The organism is Anaerotruncus sp. DFI.9.16 (assembly GCF_024461615.1).
GTDB classification, from domain to species: Bacteria; Bacillota; Clostridia; order Oscillospirales; family Ruminococcaceae; genus Anaerotruncus; species Anaerotruncus massiliensis.
The window spans coordinates 82,880-102,330 of the sequence record NZ_JANFZX010000004.1 but is presented as its reverse complement, the minus strand read 5'-3'; the positions used below and the strand labels follow the sequence as shown (position 1 = coordinate 102,330).

Below are 19,451 nucleotides of genomic sequence, written 5' to 3'. Positions count from 1 at the left end.
GTTCACATTTAGGAGATGAAAGCATTGAAAAACATTGTCATTGTCGGCGCGGGCTACGCGGGCGTCCTGACCGCCAAAAAACTGGCGAAACGGCTGAAAAAACAGGAGGACGTGCAGATCACCGTCATCGACAAAAACCCCTTCCACACCATGTACACCGAGCTGCACGAGGTCGCCGCCCACCGCGTGGACGAGGACAGCATCAAGATCAGCCTCGAACGGGTCTTCGCGGGACGCAACGTACATGTGGTGCTTGACACGGTCACCTCGATCGATTTTGACGGCAAGGTGCTCGAAGGGCGCGTGGGCACCTACCCCTACGACTATCTCATCCTCGCGACCGGCTCCAAGCCGACCTTCTTCGGCGTGCCGGGCGCGGAGGAGATCTCCTATACCCTGTGGTCCTACGACGACGCGGTCGTCCTGCGCGAGCACCTGCTCCACGTCTTCCGCCGCGCCGCGCGCGAGACCGACCCGGCCGAGCGCCGCAGGCTGCTGACCTTCTATGTGGTCGGCGCGGGCTTCACCGGCGTCGAGATGGCGGGCGAGCTGGCCGAGCTGGTGCCGCTGCTCTGCGAGAAATTCGAGATTGACCGGGACGAGGTGTCGATGTTCGACGTCGACGTGCTCGACCGCACGGTGCCCATCCTGCCGAAGAAGCTCTCCGACAAGGTGGAGCGCAGGCTCACGAAGATGGGCGTGCAGGTCATGCTCGGAACCGGCGTCGCGGGCATCGGCAAGGACTACATCGAGCTCAAGCAGGGGGACACCGTCGAGTGCCACCAGGCTGGCACCGTCATCTGGACGGCGGGCATCGAGTCGAGCGACATCGTCTCCGAGGCGGCCAAGGCCCTCCAGACCGCCCGCCGCGGCCGGGTCGTCACTGACAAATATCTGCGCGCAGTCGACCACGAGGACGTGTTCATCGCGGGCGACAACATCATGTACGTCCCCGAGGGGGAGGAGAACCCCGTCCCGCAGATGGTCGAAAACTGCGAGCAGAGCGCCGACACGATCGCCCACAACCTGACGGTGCAGCTCACCGGGCAGGGGGAGCTGGAGGACTACCGTCCCAAGTTCCACGGGGTCATGGTGTCGGTCGGCGGCAGGTACGGCGTCGCGCAGGTGGGCACCCCCAACCACATGATCTGCCTGCCCTCCTTCTTAGCGATGTTTACCAAGCATTTCATCAACGTCGTCTACTTCGTGCAGGTGCTCGGCTGGAACAAGGTCATCAGCTACCTCAAGCACGAGTTCTTCACCATCCGCAACTGCCGCAGCTTTGTGGGCGGGCATTTTTCCAACCGCACCCCGAGCTTTTTGCTCGTGCCGCTGCGCGTCTGGCTGGGCGTCTGCTGGGTGTTCGAGGGCGTCATGAAGGTCGTCGAGGGCTGGATGCAGACCCCGCAGCTCACCGGCTTCTTCAGCGGCGCGACCGGCTTCTTCAACAAGATCCTCTCCGCCGCGGGCGCGCGCAACGTGACCGATATGGTCAACGCGGTCGCGGGCGCGACCTCCGGGGCCGTCGACGCGGTCGCCACCGCGACCGCCGAGGTCGGCGAGGCGGTGGCCAGCGGCGTGGCGGTGTTCAGCTACCGGCTGCTCGGATTTATGGACGTGACGCTTGTCAGCGGCACCGACCTGGCCCATTCCACGCTGGCGGACTACGCCTTCAAGATCGACATCCCCTTTATCAACTGGTTCGTCGACCATGTGGTGCTTGCCAGCGACGGGATGCAGATGTTCATGCAGATCACCATCGTGGTGCTTGAGATCCTCATCGGGCTGGCGCTGATCGGCGGGCTCTTCAACTTCCCCGCCTCCGCCGCCTCGCTCGTGCTCCAGTTCATGTTCGTCACCACGACGGGGCTCTACCTCAACACCTTCTGGATGATCTTCGCCGCGATCGCGGTGCTCGTCGGCGGCGGCAGGACGCTGGGCCTCGACTACTACGTCATGCCCGCCCTAAAAAAACACTGGAAAAACGTCAGGTTTGTCAGAAAGTGGTATCTCTACAATGATTGACGCGACACAAAATCAGGCGCGCCCCCAGGCCGCCTGCTACCCCGGATTTGACGCGGCGTTCGAGGCGGTGAAGGAACGCATCGACGGGGCCCTCACCGGCTCGCCGGGTCTGATCCGCAGCTATACCGCGCACCTCGCGGGCGCGCGGGGCAAGATGATCCGCGCCGCCGCCCTGCTCGCCTGCGCACAGGGGGAGGACGGCGGGATTCCCGCCGACGCGGCGGAGCTGGCCGCCGCCGTCGAGATGCTCCACCTCGCGACGCTCGTGCACGACGACGTCATCGACGACGCCGACCTGCGGCGCGGCATCCCCACCCTCCAGCGCATGTACGGCAGGCGCACGGCGGTCATCTGCGGCGACTACCTGCTCGCCGCTTCCCTGCGGCTCGCGGCGCAGGTGGGCGACCGGGAACGTTACCTTGACCTGCGGCTGCCCGACTATGTGGGGCGCATCTGCCTCGGGGAGTTGGGCCAGCACCTCAATAACGGCAACCTCGAGCTGACCGCCTACCGCTACCTCAAGATCATCGGGGGCAAGACGGCCGCCCTCTTTGAGGCGGCGTTCTACGCGGGCGCGCTCTTCTTTACAGAGGAGGAGCGGCTCATCCGCCGGTACGCGCGGCTCGGGCGGCAGATCGGCATGATCTTCCAGCTCACCGACGACTGCATCGATTTTGAATCTGACGAGGCGACGGCCAAAAAGCCGGTGCGGTCGGACTACGAGCAGGGGGTCGTCACACTGCCGCTCATCCGGGCGTTCGAGCAGGACCCCGCCTTTCTCGAGCGCGCGCGGAGAGGGAAACTCGCGCGCGCCGAGGTGGACGAACGGGTCCGCGCGAGCGGCGGGCTGGACGACGCTCGCCGGCTTTCCAAACGCTATTACGACCGCGCGGCCAAGCTGCTCGGGGAGCTCGGCGCTCCCGAGGAAAAGCGGCGGCGGCTCACGGAGATTCTGGACAGGGCATTTTACGGCCTCAAGCTACAGCCGGCGGCGAAGTCCGGCCGATGACGATCAAAGGAGGATCGATATGAAACGATTTTTTGCGACGGCGCTCAGCCTCGCTTTGGCGGCTTCGCTGCTGGCGGGATGCAGTTCCAATCTGCCGAAGGGGTATTCCCCCTTCGGACCGCAGGCTTCGTCCGAGGGCGGGGCCCAGCAGCCGCAGGAGAACCCCGCCCCGGAGAATCCGGTGCAGGTCCCGGCGGGCGCGGAGCTTTCGACCGGACTGGCGGTGATCAACTCGGTGGGTAGCTCAAAGGACGCGGGCGACGAGGACGGCCTGGCGCAGGCGGACTCGAACGTCGTGGCGGTGCTCGTCGACGCGGACGGCCGCATCGTCGACTGCAAGATCGACGGGGTGCAGGCGAAGATTCCCTTCTCGAAGGAGGGGAAGCTGCTCGTCGGAACGGACACGATGTTCCGGACCAAGCAGGAGCTGAAGGAAGACTACGGCATGAAGAAGGCCTCCGGCATCGGTAAGGAGTGGAACGAGCAGGCGGACGCGCTGGCCGCCTACGTGACGGGCAAGACGCTGGATGAGATCAGAGGCATCGCGGTGACGGAGGACGGGCACGCGGGCGACGCGGAGCTTGCGTCGTCGGTGACGATGTCGGTCGGCGGCTGGCTCGAGACGGTGGAGAAGGCGGTCGCGAACGCGAAGCCGATGGGCGCGAAGGCAGGCGACAGGCTCGGGCTGGGGATCGAGACGAACATGTCCAAGTCCGCCGACGCGGGGGATGAGGACGGCCTGGCGCAGGCCTACTCGATGTACACGGCGGCGACCTTTGGGCCGGACGGCCGGATCACAAGCTGCATCCTCGACGGCTCGCAGAGCAACGTGAACTTCGACAAAGCGGGCAAGATCACGACCGATCTGACGGTCGCGCCGCAGACGAAGAACGAGCTCAAGGAGGCCTACGGCATGAAGGTGGCCTCGGGGATCGGGCTGGAGTGGTACCAGCAGGCGGAGAACTACGCGCAGTACGCGCTGGGCAAGACCCCTGCGGAGCTTTCTGGCCTGGCGGTGAACGACCACGGCTCCCCGACGGACGCGGAGCTGGCCGCCTCGGTGACAATCGGCATCGGCGACTTTAACACGATCCTTCAGAAGGCCGCCGAAAACGCGGGCGCCGCCTCCCTGAGCGAGGGCGGCCTTATGACCGGGCTGGCGGTGATCAACTCGGTGGGCAGCTCGAAGGACGCGGGCGAGGAGGACGGCCTGGCGCAGGCGGACTCGAACGTCGTGGCGGTGCTCGTCGACGCGGACGGCCGCATCGTCGACTGCAAGATCGACGGGGTGCAGGCGAAGATCCCCTTCTCGAAGGAGGGCAAGCTGCTCGTGGGGACGGACACGATGTTCCGGACCAAGCAGGAGCTTAAGGAAGACTACGGCATGAAGAAGGCCTCCGGCATCGGCAGGGAGTGGAACGAGCAGGCGGACGCGCTGGCCTCCTATGTGACCGGAAAGACGCTGGATGAAATTAAGGGCATCGCGGTGACGGAGGACGGGCACGCGGGCGACGCGGAGCTTGCGTCGTCGGTGACGATGTCGGTCGGCGGCTGGCTCGAGACGGTGGAGAAGGCGGTCGCGAACGCGAAGCCGATGGGCGCGAAGGCGGGCGACAGGCTCGGGCTGGGGATCGAGACGAACATGTCGAAATCCACCGACGCGGGGGACGAGGACGGCCTGGCGCAGGCGTATTCGATGTACACGGCGGCGACGTTTGGGCCGGACGGCCGGATTACGAGCTGCGTCCTCGACGGCTCGCAGAGCAACGTGAACTTCGACAAAACGGGCAAGATCACGACCGATCTGACGGTCGCGCCGCAGACGAAGAACGAGCTCAAGGAGGCCTACGGCATGAAGAAGGCCTCGGGGATCGGGCTGGAGTGGTACCAGCAGGCGGAGAACTACGCGCAGTACGCGCTGGGCAAGACCCCTGCGGAGCTTTCCGGTCTGGCGGTGAACGACCACGGCTCCCCGACGGACGCGGAGCTGGCCGCCTCGGTGACGATCGGCATCGGCGACTTTAACACGATCCTTCAGAAGGCCGCCGAAAACGCGGGCTGAACGGAATAAAATGAAAAGGAAGGGACGGGGACCGTCCCTTCCTTTTTCGGGAGTGCAAACGGATGAGGAAATGGACGGCATGCCTGCTCGCGCTGCTGCTGGCGGCGCTGCCCGCCTGCGGGCGGCCGGAGGCGGAGACGCCGCGGTATGAGGCGACCTTTTTGACCCTCTTCGATACGGTGACGACGATCGTCGGCTACACCGACGACAAGGCGGCGTTTACCGAGGAGGCGCAGTTCATTCACGACGAGCTGGAACGCTACCACCGGCTCTACGACATCTATAACGACTACGAGGGCGTCCACAACATCAAGACGATCAACGACCGCGCGGGCGTCGCGCCGGTCGTGGTGGAGCGCCCGGTGATCGACCTGCTGCTTGAGGCGAAGGAGCTCTACGCCTTCACGGGCGGGAAGGTGAACGTCGCGTTCGGGAGCGTGCTGTCCATCTGGCACGACTACCGGGAACGGGGGATCGACGACCCGCTTTCCGCCAAGCTGCCGCCGATGGAAAAGCTGCGGGAGGCGGCGGCGCACACCGACATCGACAAGGTCATGATCGACGAGGCGGCCTCGACCGTCTATCTCGCGGACCCGGAGATGCGCCTCGACGTGGGAGCGGTCGCCAAGGGCTACGCGGTCGAGCGGGCCTGCCGGGCGGCGGAGGAAAAGGGGATCGAAAGCCTGCTCGTGAGCGTGGGCGGCAACGTGCGCGCGATCGGGAGCATGGACGGGCGCGGCTCCCCCTGGAAGGTGGGAGTGCAGAACTCCGATATGGGGGAGGGCGGCCCGCAGTTCCTCTGTACGGTGGGGCTTCGGGACCGCTCGCTTGTGACGAGCGGCAGCTACCAGCGGTATTACACGGTGGACGGAAAGACCTACCACCACATCATCGACCCGGAGACGCTTATGCCCGCCGCTTATTATACGGCGGTGAGCGTGTTGACGCCCGACTCGGGGGTGGCGGACGCGCTGTCGACGGCGCTCTACAACATGCCCTATGAGGAGGGGCTGGCGCTCGTGGAGGGGATGGAGGACACCGAGGCGCTGTGGGTGATGCCCGACGGGTCGCTGCGTGAGAGCGGCGGCTTCGCGGAAGCGGTTCTTTAAATGGGTTGCCGGCTTTTTAAAAGCGGCGAAAAGTCCAATCCCGCAGGCGTTTTTCGGGTCCTTTTTACAAGCGAAAAGGAACATGATAAGGCCCGCCGCAGTTGCGGCGGGCCTTATCATTTGGGAATCTTACTTTAAAATCCCGTCGAGGGCGAGGTTCACCTCGAGCACGTTGACGGTCGGTTCCCCGAATACGCCGAGCAGCCGCCCGTCGGTGTATTCCGCGATTACCGCGCGCACCTCATCGGCGGTGACGCCGCGCGCCCGCGCGACCCGCTCCACCTGATATTCGGCCGCGGCGGGGGAGATGTGCGGGTCAAGCCCCGAGCCGGAACCGGTCACGAGGTCCACCGGGATGGGTTCGTCCGCGCGCTCGGGATGGGCGGCGCGGATTTTTTCGACCCGCTCGGCGATCATCCGCCCGTATTCCGTGCTCGCGGGGCTTTTGTTGGAGGGGCCCGCGTATAAGAGCGGGCTGCCGTCATCATCGAAGAAGGTGCCGGTGTTGAGGACCATCACGCGGCCCCAGAGGTACTCGTCGCCGGTAAATTCCTGCGCGAGCAGGGTGCTGCCGTACTTTTTCCCGTCGATCTCGATGATGCTGCCGTTCGCCTGTTTGGGGAAGGCGAGCTGGCAGATTCCGGTGACGGCGAGCGGGTAGACGACGCCGCAGAGAATGGTGAGCGCCACGCAGATCACAAGCGCCTTGACCGTATATTCTTTCAGGGTTTTCATGTGATAACCGCCTTTCTTTAGAGCACGAGCCCGAAGAGGACGAGCAGCATGTCGATCAGTTTGATGGCGATAAACGGGGCGATGATACCGCCGAGGCCGTAGACGACGAGGTTGCGGGAGAGCAGCTTCGCGGCGGGCACCTCCCGGTAGCGGACGCCCCGGAGGGCCAGCGGGATGAGCGCCACGATGATGAGCGCGTTGTAGATGATCGCCGAGAGGATGGCGCTTTCGGCGCTGTGCAGGCCCATGATGTTGAGGGCGGAAAGCCCGGGGTAGAGCCCCATGAAGAGGGCGGGCAGGATGGCGAAGTATTTGGCCACGTCGTTGGCGATCGAGAAGGTGGTCAGGCTGCCGCGGGTCATGAGGAGCTGCTTGCCGATGCGCACGATGTCGATCAGCTTGGTCGGCGACGAGTCGAGGTCGACCATGTTGCCCGCCTCCTTGGCCGCCTGCGTGCCGGTGTTCATCGCGACGGCCACGTCCGCCTGCGCGAGCGCGGGCGCGTCGTTGGTGCCGTCGCCCGTCATTGCGACGAGGTGTCCTTTGGCCTGCAGGTCCCGGATCATCTGCAGCTTGCCCTCCGGGGTGGCCTCGGCCAGAAAGTCGTCCACCCCGGCCTCCGCCGCGATGGCGGAGGCGGTGAGGGGGTTGTCGCCGGTGATCATGACGGTGCGGATGCCCATTTTGCGCAGGTCGGCAAACTTCTCCTTAACCCCCTGCTTGATGATGTCCTTGAGGTGGATGACGCCGAGCACCCGCCCGTTTTTGGCGACGACGAGGGGGGTGCCGCCCTGGCGGGCGATCTGCTCGACGGCCTCCTCGCACTGTTTGGAGTAGGCGCCGCCCTGCCCGGCGACGTAGGCCCTGACCGCCTCGGCCGCGCCCTTGCGGATTTCGTTGCCGGCGTAGTCCACGCCGCTCATCCGGGTCTTGGCGGTGAAGGGGATGAAGCTGGCGTGCAGGCCGCCGAGGTTCCGCCCGCGCAGACCGAACTGCTCCTTGGCGAGCACGACGACGCTGCGCCCCTCGGGGGTCTCGTCGGCGAGCGAGGAGAGCTGCGCCGCGTCGGCCAGCTCGTGGATGTCGGTGCCGTCGACGGGGATCAACTCGTACGCCTGCCGGTTACCGAGGGTGATGGTGCCCGTCTTGTCGAGCAGCAGGGTGTCCACGTCGCCCGCCGCCTCGATCGAGCGGCCGCTCATCGCGAGGACGTTGGCCTGGTTGAGGCGGCTCATGCCCGCGATGCCGATGGCGGAGAGCAGCGCGCCGATCGTGGTGGGCGCGAGGCAGACGAGCAGGGCGACCAGCGCGGTCACCGAGGTGGGATTGGCCATCCCGGCCTGGCCGGCGGAGAAGGCGGAAAAGGGATAGAGGGAGACGGTGACGAGCAGAAAGATGATCGTCAAAGCGACGAGCAGGATCTGCAGCGCGATCTCGTTGGGGGTCTTCTTGCGGGAGGCGCCCTCGACCATCGCGATCATCTTGTCCAGAAAGCTCTCACCCGCCTCGCTTGTGACGCGGATGACGAGCTGATCGGAGGTGACGGTGGTGCCGCCGGTGACCGCGCTGCGGTCGCCGCCCGATTCGCGGATGACCGGCGCGGATTCGCCGGTGATCGCGCTTTCGTCGACCGACGCCGCGCCGTCGATCACCTCGCCGTCGGCGGGGATCTGTTCGCCCACGCCGACGAGGACGAGGTCGCCCTTCCGGAGGCAGGCGCTCTTGACGCGGGTGATTTCGTCCCGGCGGTCGGGGGAGGGGATTTTGTTGGCGGTCACGTCCTGTCTGGCGGCGCGCAGCGCGTCGGCCTGCGCCTTGCCGCGCCCTTCGGCGATCGCCTCGGCGAAGTCGGCGAAGAGGACGGTGAACCAGAGGATGACCGCCACGGCGAGGATAAAGCCGGGGCGCGCGTCCGCTACCCCGAAGAGGGAGCAGACATAGAGGGCGGTGGTCAGGACCGCCGAGACATAGACGAGGAACATGACCGGGTTGCGCAGCTGGGTCTTGGGGGCCAGCTTGACGAAGGAGTCCTTCACCGCCCGGATCATCAGCTCTTTTGTGACAAAGGCCGTCTGTTTTTGATTCATGAGGTTCACTCCTTTAAGCAATCATCTGGAAGAACTCTGCGATGGGTCCGAGCGCGAGCGCCGGGAAGAAGCTCAGCGCGCCGACGAGCAGGACCACGAAGATCAGCAGCCCGATGAAGAGGGCGTTATGGGTGGGCAGGGTCCCGGCGCTCTCCGCGACCTTCTTTTTGCCCGCGAGGGAGCCCGCGATCGCGAGCGTCGCGATGAGCGGCACGAACCGCACAAAGAGCATAACGAGGCCGATCGAGACGTTCAGGAAGGGGGTGTTCGCATTGAAGCCCGCAAAGGCGGAGCCGTTGTTCCCGCCGGCCGACGAGTAGGCGTAGAGGATTTCGGAGAAGCCGTGCGCGCCGGCGTTGTTGAGGGAATCGGCGGTGGCGGGCAGCGCGGCGGCGAGCCCGGTGCCGATCAGGATGGCGACGGGGGTGGCCAGACAGACGAGCACCGCCATCTTCATCTCGCGCGGCTCGATCTTTTTGCCGAGGTATTCGGGCGTGCGCCCGACCATCAGCCCGGCGATGAAGACGGTGAGAATGGCAAAGCCGACCATGCCGTAGAGCCCGCAGCCGACGCCGCCGAAGACGACCTCGCCGAGCTCCATCTGTAGCATCTCCACCATGCCGCCGAAGGGGGTGTAGCTGTCGTGCATCGAGTTGACCGAGCCGTTGGAGGCCGCGGTCGTGAAGACGCCCCACGTCGTGGAGGCCGCGATGCCGAAGCGGGACTCCTTGCCCTCCATGTTGCCGCCCGCCTGCGCGCCGGACGCGGAGATGTCCACCGCGCCCTCCTGCGCGAGCTGCGGCGTGGCGCCCGCCTCCGAGGCCGCTGCGATGCCGAGGAAGGCCACCAGCAGGATGAGCATCGCCAAAAAGAGCGCGCGTCCCTGGCGTTTGTCCCGGACGCCGTACCCGAAGGTGAAGCAGCAGGCCACCGGGATGAGCAGCAGGGAGATCATCTCGAAGAGGTTGGAAAGCGCGTTCGGATTTTCAAAGGGGTGCGCCGAGTTGACCCCGAAGAAGCCGCCGCCGTTGGTCCCCAGCTGTTTAATCGCGATCTGGCTGGCGGCGGGGCCGAGCGGGACGACCTGCCGGGTAACGGCGGCGCCGTCCTCCAGCACGACCGGCTGGAGCAGGTCGACGGTGTCATAGGGCGCGAACGTCTGCACGACGCCCTGAGAGGCGATGACGAGCGCGACCACGATGGACAGCGGGATGAGGATGTAGAGGGTCACCCGCACGAGGTCGGTCCAGAAGCTGCCGAGCCCGGTGGATTTCACCCGCGTGAACCCCCGGATGAGCACGAACATCACGGCGATTCCCGTCGCGGCCGAGACAAAGTTCTGCACCGTCAGCCCGAGCATCTGCGTGAGGTAGGAGAGGGTGCTCTCTCCCGAGTAGGACTGCCAGTTGGTATTGGTCACGAAGGAGGCCGTCGTGTTGAAGGAGAGATGCCACGAGCAGCCGGGCAGTCCTTCGGGGTTGAGGGGAAGAACGCCCTGGAAGAGATTGAGAAGGAACAGGAAGAGAAATCCAAAGGCGCTGAACATCACGGCGGCCAGCGCGTACTGCTTCCAGGTCATCTCCTGGGCCGGGTCGATGCGCATGAGTTTGCAGAGCCCCTTTTCGACCGGCCGCAGCAGGGGGGAGAGGAAGGTCCTTTCGCCGGTCATGACGTGGTACATATATTTGCCCAGCGGGACGCCCAGCAGAACCAGAATCAAAAGATAAAGGACATATTGCAGGATGTGGTTGGTCATTTTTCATCACCTCTGAACAGAATATAAACCAGATAAGCGAGCATCAGGACCGATGCGGCGCCGATGGCGGCGATTACGGCACTCATTGCGTTGGTCACCTCTTTCTTTCGTGTTGGGGTGTTTTGCTCAACGCTCTATTTATAGCACGGATGCCGTAAACGCGGCGTTAGGCTTTGGGGGGCCGGCGTTAAGGTTCCGTAAACGGAAGGGCCCTTAATGGAATCTTAACGGAATCTTTACATCGGGCGCGGATATCGTAATGTTCTTCTAACGATCTTTGTGGTAAACTGGGGAAGGAAACGGAGGTGCGCGGAAATGGACGAACAACGCCTCGACCCCGACCAGCTCCTCACCCGGATCAAGGGGGAGAAGCCCAAAGAAAGCCGGGGCCGCCTCAAAATCTTTTTCGGGTATGCCGCGGGGGTCGGCAAGACCTACGCGATGCTCGAAGCCGCGCACGCCGCGAAGGACGCGGGCGTGGACGTGGTGGCGGGCTATATCGAGCCGCACACCCGGCCCGCCACGCTCGAGCTGCTCGACGGGCTCGAGCGGCTGCCGCCGCTCACCCTCTCCTACAAGGGGGTCGCGCTGCGGGAGTTCGACCTCGACGGCGCGATCGCGCGGCGCCCACAGCTCATCCTGGTGGATGAGCTGGCCCACACGAACGCCGAGGGCTGCCGCCACCGCAAGCGGTACCAGGACATCGAAGAGCTCCTTAAGGCGGGCGTCGACGTTTACACGACGGTGAACGTCCAGCACATCGAAAGCCTCAACGACATCGTGGCCTCGATCACCGGAGTGATCGTGCGGGAGCGGGTGCCCGACAGCGTCTTTGACTCCGCCGACCAGGTCAAGCTCGTGGACATCGAGCCGGACGACCTGATCGAGCGGCTGTCGGAGGGGAAGATCTACGCGTCCGACCAGGCGCACCGGGCGCTCGGGCATTTCTTCACGCGGGAGAACCTCGTGGCCCTGCGGGAGATCGCGCTGCGCCGCACCGCCGACCGGGTGAACCGCATCGCGGAGCGCGGAAAGCCGCTGGGCGCCGACTATTACACCGAGGAGCACATCCTCATCTGCCTGTCGAGCTCCCCTTCCAACGCCAAGGTCATCCGCACCGCGGCCCGCATGGCGGGGGCGTTCCACGGCAGCTTTACCGCCCTTTTCGTCGAGACGCCCGGTACCGCCGAGCTGGACGGGGAAAACCGCGGCCGCCTGCGGGAAAACCTGCGGCTGGCCGAGCAGCTCGGCGCGCACATCGCCACCGTCTATGGAGAGGACATCCCGGCGCAGATCGCGGAGTACGCCAAGGTGAGCGGCGTCTCAAAGATCGTCATCGGCCGCTCGAACAACCGGAAGGGCCTCTTCGCCCGCCGCCAGAACCTGGTGGAACGGCTGACCGTGCTCGCGCCCAACATCGATATCCACATCATCCCCGACAACGCCCCGCCCTACACCACCGCGCGCCGCTGGCGGAAGCTGTCCGCCGGGCTTTCGGGTGCGGACACCCTCAAGACCTTCGGGATCCTCGCGGCCGCCTCCCTGATTTCCATGCTCTTTTCCCGCTGGAACTTCCGCGAGGCGAACATTATCACCGTCTATATCCTCGGCGTGCTCTTCGCCGCGATGTGCACCCGCAGCAGGATTTACGGCGCGGCCGCCTCGCTGCTCAGCGTGCTCGCCTTCAACTACCTGTTTACGGCCCCCTATCTCACCTTTCGCTTCAACGACCCCGGCTACTACGTCACCTTCGGCGTCATGTTCACGGCCTCCTTTCTGACCAGCACGCTGACGATGCGGGTCCGCAGTCAGGCGCGGCAGGCCGCGATGAAGGCCTACCGCACCGAGGTTCTGCTGGAAACGAGCCAGAAGCTCCTGCGCGCCGAGACCGAACGGGAGGCGTTTGAGCAGATGGCCGGTCAACTCATCCGCCTGCTGAACAAGACGGTGCTCCTCTATCCGCTCGACGCGGCGGGTCCCGGGGAGCCGGGCGTCTGGACCGCGCCCGGCGCACAGGGGGATACCGCCCGGTATACGGCGGCGGGCGAGCGCGCGGTGGCCCACTGGGTCTACCGCAACAACAAGCACGCGGGCGCGACGACTGACACGCTGCCCGGTTCCAAATGTCTCTACCTTGCGGTGCGCAACCACGACACCGTCTTCGCGGTGGTGGGCATCGCGATGGACGACGGTGCGCCGCTCGACGTCTTCGACCGCAACATCCTGATCGCGATGCTGGGCGAATTCGCCCTCGCGCTGGAGAAGATGCGGGAGGCCGAGCAGAAGAAGCGGATTTCCATGCAGGTGGAGCAGGAACAGCTGCGCGCCAACCTGCTGCGCGCGATCTCCCACGACCTGCGCACCCCGCTGACGAGCATATCCGGCAACGCCGGCATCCTGATGGGCAGCGCGGAAAAGCTCGGCGAGGAAAAAAAGCACCAGCTCTACACCGACATCTACGACGACGCGATGTGGCTGATCAACCTTGTGGAGAACCTGCTGTCGGTGACGCGGATCGAAAACGGCACGATGAACATCCGCATGGAGCCCGAGCTGCTCGACGAGGTGATCGGGGAGGCGCTCCTGCACCTGAGCCGCCGGAGCTGCGAGCACACGATCGCCACCGTGCAGGAGGACGACCTGCTGATGGCGCGGATGGATTCCCGGCTGATCATCCAGGTGATCATCAACATCGTGGACAACGCCGTCAAATACACCCCGGCCGGCAGCCGCATCACGATCTCGGCCCGGCGGGAGGGGGAGATGGTCCGGGTGGAGATCGCGGACGACGGCGGGGGCATCCCCGACGAGGCCAAGGAGAAGCTCTTCCAGATGTTCTACACCGCGCAGCATAAGCGCGGGGGGGACGGCCGCCGCGGGCTGGGGCTGGGGCTTTCGCTCTGCAAATCGATCATAACCGCCCACGGCGGGACGATCACGGTGCGGGACAACCTCCCGCACGGCACCGTATTTTCCTTTACACTGCAAGCTGAAGAGGTGAACTGCCATGAATAAGACTTCCATCCTCGTGGTCGAGGACGATAAGGCGGTCCGGAACCTGATCGCCACCACGCTGGAGACGCAGGGCTACGACTACCTGACCGCCGAGACGGGCGCGTCCGCGCTGATGCAGGCGGTGTCCGGCCATCCGGACATCATGATCCTCGACCTCGGTCTGCCCGATATGGACGGGGTGGAGATCATCAAAAAGGTGCGCGGCTGGAGCAGCCTGCCGATCATCGTGGTGAGCGCGCGCAGCGAGGACCGCGACAAGATCAGCGCCCTCGACGCCGGGGCGGACGACTACCTGACCAAGCCGTTTTCCGCCGACGAGCTGCTCGCCCGCGTGCGGGTGGCGCTGCGGCGCATCCGGTACGACAGCGCGCGGCAGGGGGCGGAGAGCAGCGTATTTGAAAACGGCGGGCTCAAAATTGACTATGCCGCGGGCTGCGCCTATGTGGACGGCGAGGAGGTCCACCTCACGCCGATCGAATATAAGCTGCTCTGCCTGCTGGCGCACAATGTCGGGAAGGTGCTCACCCACAACATGATTCTCAAGGAAATCTGGGGCAACGTCCTGCCGAGCGACACCCCCTCGCTGCGGGTTTTCATGGCCACCCTGCGCAAAAAGATCGAACAGGTTCCCTCCCAGCCGAAATACATCCAGACCCACGTGGGCGTGGGCTACCGGATGCTCCGCATCGTGAACAGCCCGGAGGCCGACGCCTGACCGCCCGGGACCGGAAGGCCCGCCGCTGCAAACGCAGCGGCGGGCCTTCCGTCTTTATACAATATTAACGCCCCGGCCCGAAAGCTTTACCCCGCCCTAACGGCCCGGGGGGTATAATGGAACCAGAAGATAGGGGAGGGGGCGCATGGAAGTGCTGATTGTCACGGGACTGCTGTTCATCGGGGTGGTCGGGTTCCTCTGCGCGCGCGGGATGGAACGGTTCCTGGGCGAAAGCTACCGCCCGCGCTGGAGCGCCCGCAGGGAGCGTCCGTCGGGCGAAGTGATCTTCCTGACGCACGGCCCGGTGCAGAAGTAGGAGCTGAAAAAGGCCCGGAGCGAAGGCTCCGGGCCTTTTTTGCGCCCGCGCGCCGAATGGGCAATTCCCTTCTCCTGCTTTTCTTCGGGCGGCCCGCATGCTATAATAAACGCGGGCAATCGGCGCCGGCAAATTGCGCCTGCCTGTGGCGGCGGGCGATTAGGAACGCGTCCGGATGCCCATGCTTTTGACAGGGCGCCCGCGCGGCGCGGACATTCTATCACGATGGGAGAATCACAATGTTTCATATCGGCGGAAGTTTCCTCACCAGCCTGCTCGCGCTGGGCGTCTATCTGTTGCAGTCCTACGCGATCTACCGGCTCGCGGTCGTGCGCGGCCTTCCGAATCCCTTCTTTGCGTTCATCCCCTTCTTCCAGCTCTTCATGCTCGGACAGATCGGCGACTCGATGAAACATCTCAACCGCCGCGTCTACGACGTGTTCGCCAGCGTTCCGCTCGCATACGCGCTGCCGATCGTCTCGGTCGCCGCGGTGCTGCTGCGCTATCCGTTCAGCACGCTGGCCGACCTGCTCGTGAGCGTGGGCACGCTGGTGGTCTACTATCTCGTTTTTTATTTTTACGCGCGCAAGCAGTGTGTGCTTTTTACGGTCATCGCCGGCCTGCCCACGATCGTGAGCATCCTGGCCATCCTCTCGCTCATGCCGCTCATCGGCGGGGCGTTCATCTACGCGGCCAGCATCCTCGCCGTCGCGGCGGTGGTCACGCCGGTCGTCGGCCCGCTGCTGATCCTCTACAGCATCCGGGGCTACCGGATGTACCGCTGAATTTCCAGCCCAAAAGCCCCCGGCGGAGCCGGGGGCTTTTCTTTGGCTCTATTCCACAAAATGGAGGGGGAAAATCTGGGATATATCGTATAATCGCTTCCGTGCGACTTTATCTCTCCCGCCAATTGTAGTATACTGGAAAAAAGAACCGGCGGGCCCCTTTGACATGGGAGGAGGAAATGACATGAAGAACATCCTGTTTGTCGCATCGGAATGCGTGCCGTTCATCAAGACGGGAGGACTGGCCGACGTGGCCGGCGCGCTGCCCAAGGCGCTCGACAAAAGCCGTTACGACGTGCGCGTCGTCCTGCCCGACTATACCTGCATCCCCGAAAAATACCGCGGCCAGTTCCAGTACGTGGACAGCTTCCAGATGGAGCTGGGCGGCCTGGGCCGCGTCTACGTGGGGGTCATGACCTGCCGGGTGGAGGGCATCACCTACTACTTCATCGACAACGAGCACTACTTCGGCGGCGACAAGCCCTACGGCGACCTGCTGTGGGACATCGAAAAGTTCTGCTTCTTCTCCAAGGCGGCCCTTTCGATCCTGCCGACCGTGGGCTTCCGCCCCGACGTCATTCACTGCCACGACTGGCAGGCGGGGCTGGTTCCCGTCTTCCTGCACGAGATGTTCAAGGACAATCCCTTCTACCGCGGCATCCGCACCGTCGTGACGATCCACAACCTGCGTTTCCAGGGGGTATGGGACATCCCGGCGATGAAGCGGTTCACCGGCCTGCCCGACCGGGCGTTCACCCCCGACCGGCTCGAGTTCCACCGGGACGCCAACATGCTTAAGGGTGGGCTCGTCTACGCCGACCGGATCACGACGGTCAGCGGCACCTACGCGTGGGAGATCCAGCAGCCCTCCTTCGGCGAGGGGCTGGACGGCCTGCTGCGCGCCAAGAGCGGAACCCTCAGCGGCATTCTCAACGGCATTGACTACGACATCTACGACCCGGTGACCGACCGCAAGCTCTACGCGAACTACGACAAAAACGGCGTGCGCCAGGGCAAGGCGGCCAACAAGGCGGCGCTCCAGCGGGAGCTGGCGCTGCCCGAGGATCCTGAGGTGATGATGGTCGGCATGATCACCCGCCTCACCGACCAGAAGGGACTCGACCTCGTGGAGCGGGTGATGGACTGGCTGCTCACCTCGCGGATCCAGCTGGTCATCATCGGCACGGGCGACAAGAAATACGAGGACCTCTTCCGCCGCTACGAGTGGGAGCGCAAGGAGAAGGTCTCCGCCAACATCTGCTTCAACGACGACCGCGCCCACAAGCTCTACGCGGCCGCCGACGCGATGCTGATGCCCTCCCTGTTCGAGCCCTGCGGCCTCACCCAGCTGATCTCCCTGCGTTACGGCACGGTGCCCATCGTGCGGGAGACGGGCGGCCTCAAGGACACGGTCGAGCCCTACAACGAGTACGTCCAGACGGGCACCGGCTTCTCCTTCGCGAATTATAACGCGGAGGAGATGCTCGACACAATCTTCTACGCGGAGCGGGTCTTCTACGACACCCGTTCCTGCTGGGACGAGATGGTGCGGCGTGGCATGGAACAGGATTTCTCCTGGCGCAGCAGCGCGCAGGCCTACCAGTCCCTCTACGACCAGCTCGGCTGAACGCTCTGAAAAAAGGGCCGCCGGAGCCGTTAGGCTCCGGCGGCCCTTTTGCGCGTCATGGGCGGTCACGCCTCCCCGGAGGCCAGGATTCCGGTGAGGGCGAGGCGGTTTTCGTCGAACCCGGCGGACAGCGCCGCTTCCCGCAGTCGCACCGCTTCCTCCCGGCCGAGGAGCGGAATGTCTTCGTATTCCCACGGCAGGCCCAGCCTCCGGTATTTGCCGATGCAGGCGTTATTGAAGGCGCAGAGCTCCCACCGGGAGACGGCGTCCCCCAGCGCCCCCGCGAGATAGGCGCCGATGGCGGAGAGGTTTTCCGCGTCGGCCGTCGCCCCGGGGATGAGCGGGGTCCGGATCCACAGCTCGCAGCGGGCGCGCCCGGACCGGATTTCTCCGCCGAGGACCTCCAGGTTCTGAAGGATCAGCCGGTTGCTTTTTCCGGTCAGGCGGCGGTGCCGGCCGTCGTCCAGCAGCTTGACATCGTAGAGGACGCAGTCGGTGAAGGGAAGGACCGCTTCGAGCGCTTCCCGGGGGGCGTACCCGCTCGTGTCGAGGGCGGTATGGATGCCTTCCCGTTTCAGTTCCCGGAAAAAAGCGGCGACAAACGAATGCTGCGCCAGCGCCTCCCCGCCCGAGGCGGTCACCCCGCCGCCGAACTGCCCGTAGTAGTGCCGGTCCTTGAGAACCTCGCGCACGAGTTCCGAAAGCCCCCACTCCCGCGCCACGAAGGAGAGAGCCCTGGAGGGGCAGGCGGACACGCAAGCGCCGCAGCGAACGCATGCCGCCTCTTCGATGAAGACGCCCTCCTCCCGCGGCCGGTTCGCGCCGGTGGGGCAGGCCGCGCGGCAGCTCAGGCAGCCGATGCATTTGCGCGCCTCCCACCACACCCGCTGGGTAAAGGCGATGCCCTCAGGGTTGTGGCACCACCGGCAGGCGAGGGGGCAGCCCTTGAAAAAGACGGTGGAGCGCAGACCCGGCCCGTCGTGGGTGGTGCCCCGGTAGAGGTCGAAGATCATCGCGCGCGGTTCCGGTTCCATATGAGGCTCCCTTTCTCCGGGCGCATGCCCGGCTGGAAAACGGCGCGCCGTTCGTCCTGTTAAAACCTGATCGCGACCTTATAGTCGCCGTATTGGCCGCCGGCGTATTCAAACGCCTTTTCCCACTGCTCGATGGGGAAGACGGAGGTGACCACGCCGTCGGTCTTCAGGCGCCCGTTTACGATGTTCTCGATGACGAACGGGTAGCAGTAGGGGCTCAGGTGCGCCCCGCGGATGTCGAGCTCCTTGCGGTCGCCGATGAGCGACCAGTTGACCGTCGTGTTTTCGGCGAAGACGCCGAACTCGACGAAGACCCCCAGCTTGCGCACCGCGTTGAGGCCGGTCACCACGCTGGCGGAGTGGCCGGTCGCCTCGATATAGATGTCGCAGCCGTAGCCGTCGGTGAGGTCGCGGATCGCCTGCACCGCGTCGGTTTCCGCCGGATTCATGACGAGGTCCGCGCCGAACTCCGCCGCCTTCTCCAGCCGCTGAGGATTGATGTCCAGCACGATCAGCTTCGCGGGATTTTTCATGCGGGCGTAGGTGATCATCGCCAGCCCCAGCGTGCCCGCGCCCGAGATGACCACCACGTCCTCGCAGTGGATGTCCGCGCGGTCCACGGCGTGCTTGGCGCAGGCGTACGGTTCGATCAGCAGGGCCTTCTCGAAGGGCAGCTCCTCCGGAATTTTGTAGACGCGCGTCTCGGACAGGAAACGCACATATTCCCCCATGCCGCCGTTGAGCTCCTTATAGAAGCCGAAGCCGCCCCGGTTTTTGCACATCCAGTACTTTCCCGTCCGGCAGAAGCGGCAGTGCCCGCAGGGGACGATCTGCTCGGCGACCACTCGGTCTCCCGGTTGGAAGCCGGTGACGTTTTTCCCGGTTTTGACGATGCGACCGACGAACTCGTGGCCGGGGATGAAGGGAGGCCGGCAGATGCCCACCATCCCGTCGCCGCCCCAGTACATCGACGCGCCCTGATAGTTTTTGAGGTCGCCCGCGCAGATGCCCGAGCCCTCGCTTTTGACGAGCATCTCGTCGTCCCCGCAGCCGGGTACGGGATAGGCCGGCTCGAGGCGGTAATCGTGCTTGCCGTACGCGACCAGGGCCCGCATGGTGGAGGGGATTTCGGCTGGCTTTGTCATAATGCACCTTCCCTTTCCTATTCGGATGAAA

At 64.9% G+C, this 19,451-nt stretch carries 14 protein-coding genes; 9 read left to right on the top strand and 5 right to left on the bottom strand.

Annotated elements, in window-relative coordinates; all coding sequences use genetic code 11:
- Positions 1-24: 24 nt before the first annotated feature.
- From NE609_RS03605 to NE609_RS03590, 4 genes are all read left to right on the top strand, one after another.
- Positions 25-2,025, top strand: coding sequence for an NAD(P)/FAD-dependent oxidoreductase (locus tag NE609_RS03605; RefSeq protein WP_370867128.1), 2,001 nt, complete (start codon positions 25-27; stop codon positions 2,023-2,025).
- Positions 2,018-3,034: a polyprenyl synthetase family protein gene (locus NE609_RS03600; RefSeq protein WP_256151753.1), complete on the top strand. Its 1,017-nt coding sequence runs from the start codon at positions 2,018-2,020 to the stop codon at positions 3,032-3,034. Before NE609_RS03605 ends, NE609_RS03600 begins: the two co-directional genes overlap by 8 nt.
- Positions 3,035-3,053: 19 nt before the next feature.
- A complete protein-coding gene (locus NE609_RS03595) occupies positions 3,054-5,096 on the top strand; it encodes a hypothetical protein (protein WP_256151752.1) in 2,043 nt (680 codons plus the stop codon).
- 62 nt (positions 5,097-5,158) lie between these two features.
- Positions 5,159-6,205 (top strand): FAD:protein FMN transferase, encoded by a 1,047-nt coding sequence (locus NE609_RS03590; RefSeq protein WP_256151751.1) that lies wholly within the window; start codon positions 5,159-5,161, stop codon positions 6,203-6,205.
- A 129-nt stretch (positions 6,206-6,334) separates the two neighbouring features.
- Here NE609_RS03590 and kdpC read toward each other — a convergent pair whose 3' ends face one another.
- The 3 genes from kdpC to kdpA are packed head-to-tail and all read right to left on the bottom strand — an operon-like array spanning position 6,335 to position 10,783.
- A complete protein-coding gene (gene kdpC / locus NE609_RS03585) occupies positions 6,335-6,940 on the bottom strand; it encodes a potassium-transporting ATPase subunit KdpC (RefSeq protein ID WP_256151750.1) in 606 nt (201 codons plus the stop codon).
- 17 nt (positions 6,941-6,957) lie between these two features.
- The gene (gene kdpB, locus NE609_RS03580) at positions 6,958-9,027 is read right to left on the bottom strand and encodes a potassium-transporting ATPase subunit KdpB (RefSeq protein WP_256151749.1); all 2,070 of its coding nucleotides are present in this window, start codon (positions 9,025-9,027) and stop codon (positions 6,958-6,960) included.
- A 13-nt stretch (positions 9,028-9,040) separates the two neighbouring features.
- Entirely contained in the window at positions 9,041-10,783 is a 1,743-nt protein-coding gene (gene kdpA / locus NE609_RS03575) for a potassium-transporting ATPase subunit KdpA (RefSeq protein WP_256151748.1), read from the bottom strand.
- A gap of 315 nt (positions 10,784-11,098) precedes the next feature.
- Here kdpA and NE609_RS03570 point away from each other — a divergent pair, with 315 nt between their 5' ends.
- From NE609_RS03570 to glgA, 5 genes are all read left to right on the top strand, one after another.
- Entirely contained in the window at positions 11,099-13,798 is a 2,700-nt protein-coding gene (locus NE609_RS03570) for a sensor histidine kinase KdpD (protein WP_256151747.1), read from the top strand.
- Complete coding sequence (locus NE609_RS03565; protein ID WP_121586459.1) at positions 13,791-14,513, top strand: response regulator; 723 nt, start codon at positions 13,791-13,793, stop codon at positions 14,511-14,513. Before NE609_RS03570 ends, NE609_RS03565 begins: the two co-directional genes overlap by 8 nt.
- 145 nt (positions 14,514-14,658) lie before the next feature.
- Positions 14,659-14,829 carry a hypothetical protein gene (locus NE609_RS03560; protein WP_158595595.1) on the top strand — a complete coding sequence of 57 codons (171 nt, stop codon included), beginning with the start codon at positions 14,659-14,661 and terminating at the stop codon, positions 14,827-14,829.
- A gap of 239 nt (positions 14,830-15,068) precedes the next feature.
- The gene (locus tag NE609_RS03555; protein ID WP_256151746.1) at positions 15,069-15,614 is read left to right on the top strand and encodes a hypothetical protein; all 546 of its coding nucleotides are present in this window, start codon (positions 15,069-15,071) and stop codon (positions 15,612-15,614) included.
- 184 nt (positions 15,615-15,798) lie between these two features.
- Entirely contained in the window at positions 15,799-17,241 is a 1,443-nt protein-coding gene (gene glgA, locus NE609_RS03550; protein ID WP_256151745.1) for a glycogen synthase GlgA, read from the top strand.
- Positions 17,242-17,306: 65 nt separating this feature from the next.
- On the opposite strand, the gene NE609_RS03545 is transcribed toward glgA, so the two are convergent.
- Both NE609_RS03545 and NE609_RS03540 read right to left on the bottom strand, forming a co-directional pair.
- Positions 17,307-18,275, bottom strand: coding sequence for a glycyl-radical enzyme activating protein (locus tag NE609_RS03545; RefSeq protein ID WP_256151744.1), 969 nt, complete (start codon positions 18,273-18,275; stop codon positions 17,307-17,309).
- A 59-nt stretch (positions 18,276-18,334) separates the two neighbouring features.
- Positions 18,335-19,420, bottom strand: a complete 1,086-nt coding sequence (locus NE609_RS03540; protein WP_256151743.1) for an alcohol dehydrogenase catalytic domain-containing protein — start codon at positions 19,418-19,420, stop codon at positions 18,335-18,337.
- Positions 19,421-19,451: the final 31 nt, after the last annotated feature.

What these genes read in the sequence shown, in the direction of transcription:
- NE609_RS03600 (WP_256151753.1), top strand. Translation starts at nt 2,018, where the DNA reads ATGATTGACGCGACACAAAATCAGGCGCGCCCCCAGGCCGCCTGCTAC.
- NE609_RS03595 (WP_256151752.1), top strand. Translation starts at nt 3,054, where the DNA reads ATGAAACGATTTTTTGCGACGGCGCTCAGCCTCGCTTTGGCGGCTTCG.
- NE609_RS03590 (WP_256151751.1), top strand. Translation starts at nt 5,159, where the DNA reads ATGAGGAAATGGACGGCATGCCTGCTCGCGCTGCTGCTGGCGGCGCTG.
- kdpC (WP_256151750.1), bottom strand. Translation starts at nt 6,940, where the DNA reads ATGAAAACCCTGAAAGAATATACGGTCAAGGCGCTTGTGATCTGCGTG.
- kdpB (WP_256151749.1), bottom strand. Translation starts at nt 9,027, where the DNA reads ATGAATCAAAAACAGACGGCCTTTGTCACAAAAGAGCTGATGATCCGG.
- kdpA (WP_256151748.1), bottom strand. Translation starts at nt 10,783, where the DNA reads ATGACCAACCACATCCTGCAATATGTCCTTTATCTTTTGATTCTGGTT.
- NE609_RS03570 (WP_256151747.1), top strand. Translation starts at nt 11,099, where the DNA reads ATGGACGAACAACGCCTCGACCCCGACCAGCTCCTCACCCGGATCAAG.
- NE609_RS03565 (WP_121586459.1), top strand. Translation starts at nt 13,791, where the DNA reads ATGAATAAGACTTCCATCCTCGTGGTCGAGGACGATAAGGCGGTCCGG.
- NE609_RS03560 (WP_158595595.1), top strand. Translation starts at nt 14,659, where the DNA reads ATGGAAGTGCTGATTGTCACGGGACTGCTGTTCATCGGGGTGGTCGGG.
- NE609_RS03555 (WP_256151746.1), top strand. Translation starts at nt 15,069, where the DNA reads ATGTTTCATATCGGCGGAAGTTTCCTCACCAGCCTGCTCGCGCTGGGC.
- glgA (WP_256151745.1), top strand. Translation starts at nt 15,799, where the DNA reads ATGAAGAACATCCTGTTTGTCGCATCGGAATGCGTGCCGTTCATCAAG.
- NE609_RS03545 (WP_256151744.1), bottom strand. Translation starts at nt 18,275, where the DNA reads ATGGAACCGGAACCGCGCGCGATGATCTTCGACCTCTACCGGGGCACC.
- NE609_RS03540 (WP_256151743.1), bottom strand. Translation starts at nt 19,420, where the DNA reads ATGACAAAGCCAGCCGAAATCCCCTCCACCATGCGGGCCCTGGTCGCG.